Here is a 4263-nt window from a genome sequence, read left to right as displayed (position 1 = left end):
GCTGAATCAGAAACTATAGCGCTAGGGGTAGTCAATGCAGAAGGCTTAAAATGCGATCGCTGTTGGAACTACGGACCTAAAGTAGGTACAATTGCTGAGCATCCTACCATCTGCGAACGCTGTAATGCTGCCTTAGCTGGTAACTTCTGAGGTAACTTGTTAACTGACTTTTGACACTCCCCGCTTTAAAAAGACGGGGATTCTTCATTCAACGAGCCAGCTTACTGAACCTGGTCGGAACCAAGAACAATAGAGGCCGATTCTCCTGAAGCGTTTGGATCAATGACCCAGGTTCCGGTGTGCCCCACCGTACCCAAGGCTCGATTTAGTATGTTGATTGCAGCGTTGTGGTCACGGTCTAATTCACAGCCACACCCACAGACGTGAGTCCTGGTTGATAATGACTTTTTAACCACTTCGCCACACTCAGAGCAGTTTTGACTTGTGTAGGCAGGATTCACTCCGACCGTGACCCTTCCAAACTTCTTGCCAAAATGCTCTAACCATTTCCTAAATTGATACCAACCTGCGTCATTAATAGATTTAGCGAGACAGTGATTTTTCACCAAATTTTTGACTCTCAAATCTTCATAGGCGACCAGATCGTTAGACCGGATTACGCAACGTGCCGGAGACGAAACCTTAGAAGAGTGCAGCCTTACAACAAAACCTGCCACCTTTGATGCATAGCCTATCAACTATAAAGGCTGCACTCTTCTTGCGGTAACTTCTAACCAGTCTCTTGGCATGTTCTTCACGCTGCCTACTTATCTTGAGATGCTGCCTACCTAATCTATTGATGGCTTTTTTACGATTGGATGAGGCTTTCTTTTTCCGGGAAACTCGGCGTTGATAAAACTTTAACCGCTTTTCCCCTGTTCTATAAAACCGAGGATTTGGTTGGGTATTACCCATGGAGTCAGTATAGAACTCTTTCAGTCCTACGTCTAACCCAATAGTCGAATGACTTGGCTCTAATTGTTCGTCTATATCAACCGAGACACAAAACTGAACATAGTACCCATCAGCCCTTTTGACTATACGAACTCGCTTGATTGATTTTTGGTCAAAACGCCACAAGTCCCATGTGCCTTTGAGCTTAAGCTTTCCGATTCCTTTTTTGTCACTGAAAGTGATTGATTTTTTGTCAGGGGATAACTTCCATCCTGACTGCTTATATTCAACCGACCTACAGTGTTTATGAAAGCGAGGGTAGCCCTTTTTCCCAGGTACTTTTTTCTGGCAATTTTCAAAGAAGCGAGATATCGATGACCGGAGATGAAACCTTAGAAGAGTGGAGCCTTATTTCATGAGTTTTAACCCTTTTTTGCATAGCCTGTCGCCTATAAAGGCTCCACTCTTCTTACGGTAACTTCTAACCAAGCCCTTTCAGCAGCAGCCTGTCGGGCGGTAGAGTTTAAATCATTAGCAAATGGGAAGTTTTTAGCTAGTATTTTAGAATACTTACTAAGGTCGTACTTGCCAGTCCCTTTATTGTCCATCCACAAACAAATACAACTGTTTCGGATAAACTTGACTGTCCGAATCGCTTCGTCGATGGCTTGATATTGAAGGGGTTTACCGTATGCTTTGAACTCTAATATGATCACCGAATTTCGACCTCTATTCGATAGAAGATTACCCTAACACGTTTTAAATAAAACGTCAAGTTATGACTTAATTTTTTTCACGGCGACTAAAGTCGCTACCTGGCTTTCATCCCCGGTTTAAAAACACGGGGCTTTCAGCCTGGAGCAGTCCCGTAAGTTATTGGTGATTGAGAGATTGCTAAGGACAGTTAGCACTATTGGCCAGATCAGGGATTAGAGATTCAACACTAATCCCTGATTTGTTCCATACTCTTAATCCCCTCAAGCTTAAGTAAAAATTCTTCTGTCAACTTGAAGAATGCTTTAGAGCCAGCAGAATTAGGATGAGCGATAACTACAGGACTAAAACTATCCACAGCTTTAGCAACATTAACATCCATGGGAATGCGAATTTTAAAAATTTGGTTGCTATCGAAATCGTTATCAACTCGCCTCATCACTTGCTTATAGTACCTACCCATCAGTCCACCGCCTGACAAAATAAAGATAATCCCCAACAGCTGCAAGTTAAGAGGACTATCCTGCTGATGACTTTCTTTGAGCCTGGCAATCCGTCTTTCTAGAAGTTGAATCCCTACAATAGATAAAGGTTCTGGTCTGGCTGGTAGCAGATATAAATCACTAGCCACAATGCCACTGCGAGTCAAAAGATTGTACCCAGGAGCGCAATCTAAAATAATAAAGTCATAGTTAGGGATAATCGGCTCTAATATCCCTTTGATTAATAAACTTTCAAAGCGGCTCCAAACCTTACTAAATTCCACCTCCCCTTCCTGAATAGATTGCTTATGGAGTAGATCAGAGACTACATATTCATCATAAAGCTCAATATCTCCCGGCAATAAATCCAATCCTTTGATATTACAATTATCAGTTTGAATAATATCCTCAATTGTTAAGCGACTGCGATAGCTAGGTTTAATGACTTTGTCAATTAACCGACTTAATGTCCGCCTTCCTTTTCTAGCTTTAGCAAATGCTTGGGGCTGCATTAAGCTCAAGGTTCCACTAATTTGGGTATCTAAATCGACCACCAAAACCCGCTTATTATGATTTTTGGCTAAGCAAGTCGCCAAGTTGACGGTGAGGGTGGTCTTGCCCACACCACCTTTCATATTGACTGTACTAATAACTAATCCCATTTATTAAAGTGATCTTGCCATGACACCATTTATTATCATTAAGTATTATTGGTCACTAGGCAAGAATTCCGATGGATTACGATAATTTACCCTTGGGCAGTCCGCAATTATCCAGTAAGTTGTCGAGAGTTACACTGGAATCCTCGCTTGAATCCTCAACTGATGTCATCGTTGTTTATCGTGGTGATTCTATTAGAGAATTCAGTTGCCATAGCCAGATTTGTTATGTATCCTAACTAAATACCCCCCAAAATTGGGGGGATTTCAGCTAGGGAAAAGGTATTTGGCGAAACCTGAACTGTTATGAAACCTTTTCCCTTTTCTTTTTTAGGTTAATCAGAAACCAAGGCTTCCTAAACCTCCAAAAGGAAGATTTTTAGGTAATGTTAGTGAGATTGATGGTGAGATTGATTTCCCCGTTTTCCTTTGATCATGGAAGCAGCACCAAAGGCACCAAATACTAACATACCCAATACCGAGGTAGGTTCGGGAACTTTAACACCACCATTGATGAAGAATAATGTCCGGTCATAGACCTTGCCACCAACGTCTCGCCCTAATTGTCCCCCGAATATATCTCCATCATCGAAGTGAATGCCACCGTAGATGCGAGAAATACCAGCTTCATCAGCAGCATCGGAAAATGTCTCCCAAAACAGGGTGACTTGATCCGTGGGAGTCAAACCAGGTTCAAAAAGAGAGGAACCAGGGAGAAAAGTTACTGAATTGCCGAAGTAATCACTACCGGTAAATAGCTTAAAAATCTCAGCTGCAGCAGCACTGAAAGCACTATGTCCTGAGGTAAATTCCGCAAAGGGAGGGGATGGATCGGCACCAGGAGTTTGGTAGGTAATGAAATCACTAGCTAATAGCCTTATGGTTCCTACTCCTGGTCCACCATAAGATTCGATCGCAAAGCCTCCCAGCTCCTGATCGAATTCACCAATTAAGCCCAGCTCACCTAGTTCGCGGATCGCTCGGACAGGACGAGTATAGTCGTAGAAGACTTTTGCTTCCCAAGTCGCAATGCCCGCATCCAAAACTGCATTCCCCAGACCAAAGTAAAGTTGGATATCTTCATCTAGGGTTTGGTTATCCCGTTCAGAGACGAATGAACCAAAACTCATCCAAGTTCCAGGAGGGAAGGGGGTGCCAGAGGGGTCTTCCCAGAACTCAGCCACTAGTTTTTGCTCATCGGTGAGATTAGCGCTGACCTCAACGATGCGCTCAGCTTGGTCGATAAACCCAGGGTTAACAACGTCAGTATTAACCTCGCCGTTTTCGTTAACCAGACTAACCTCTGTGCCATCCTTAAGGGTGACGGTACGCTTCTCCCGATTTAGAGTACCCTCTACACGCAGAAAAGGTTCTGGTGCTGGTGGTCGAAATTCAGAGCCAGAGTTCAAGGCAAAGGGAGTAACATTGCCCCACTGGGGAGTCAGAAACCGTTGCAGCCTGGCATCCGGGCTGCCAATTGGTACCCGTTCTGGTGTCCAGCGAGTGATATCGAC

Annotated in this window: 2 protein-coding genes and 3 pseudogenes; 1 reads left to right on the top strand and 4 read right to left on the bottom strand. The window is 43.6% G+C overall.

Annotation, left to right across the window (positions count from 1 at the left end; translation table 11 throughout):
• The coding region (locus F6K38_RS35995) for a zinc finger domain-containing protein (protein ID WP_502709635.1) at positions 1 to 150 on the top strand (150 nt) is incomplete at its 5' end.
• 71 nt (positions 151 to 221) lie between these two features.
• On the opposite strand, the pseudogene F6K38_RS35990 reads toward F6K38_RS35995, so the two are convergent.
• From F6K38_RS35990 to F6K38_RS35975, 4 genes and pseudogenes are all read right to left on the bottom strand, one after another.
• Positions 222 to 1272, bottom strand: a pseudogene (locus F6K38_RS35990) (RNA-guided endonuclease InsQ/TnpB family protein); the annotation flags it as partial.
• Positions 1273 to 1379: 107 nt separating this feature from the next.
• A pseudogene (locus F6K38_RS35985) lies at positions 1380 to 1610 on the bottom strand (RNA-guided endonuclease TnpB family protein); the annotation flags it as partial.
• A gap of 227 nt (positions 1611 to 1837) precedes the next feature.
• Entirely contained in the window at positions 1838 to 2752 is a 915-nt protein-coding gene (locus tag F6K38_RS35980; RefSeq protein WP_287359833.1) for a ParA family protein, read from the bottom strand.
• 386 nt (positions 2753 to 3138) lie between these two features.
• Positions 3139 to 4263: pseudogene (locus F6K38_RS35975) on the bottom strand (vanadium-dependent haloperoxidase); the annotation flags it as partial.

Origin of the sequence: Moorena sp. SIO3B2, from assembly GCF_010692525.1 — a bacterium.
Lineage (GTDB): Bacteria > Cyanobacteriota > Cyanobacteriia > Cyanobacteriales > Coleofasciculaceae > Moorena > Moorena producens.
The sequence above is the reverse complement of the archived record's forward strand: the minus strand, read 5'-3'. Positions and strand labels throughout refer to the sequence as shown.

Coding starts and splice junctions, on each gene's coding strand:
- F6K38_RS35980 (WP_287359833.1), bottom strand. CDS start 2,752: ATGGGATTAGTTATTAGTACAGTCAATATGAAAGGTGGTGTGGGCAAG.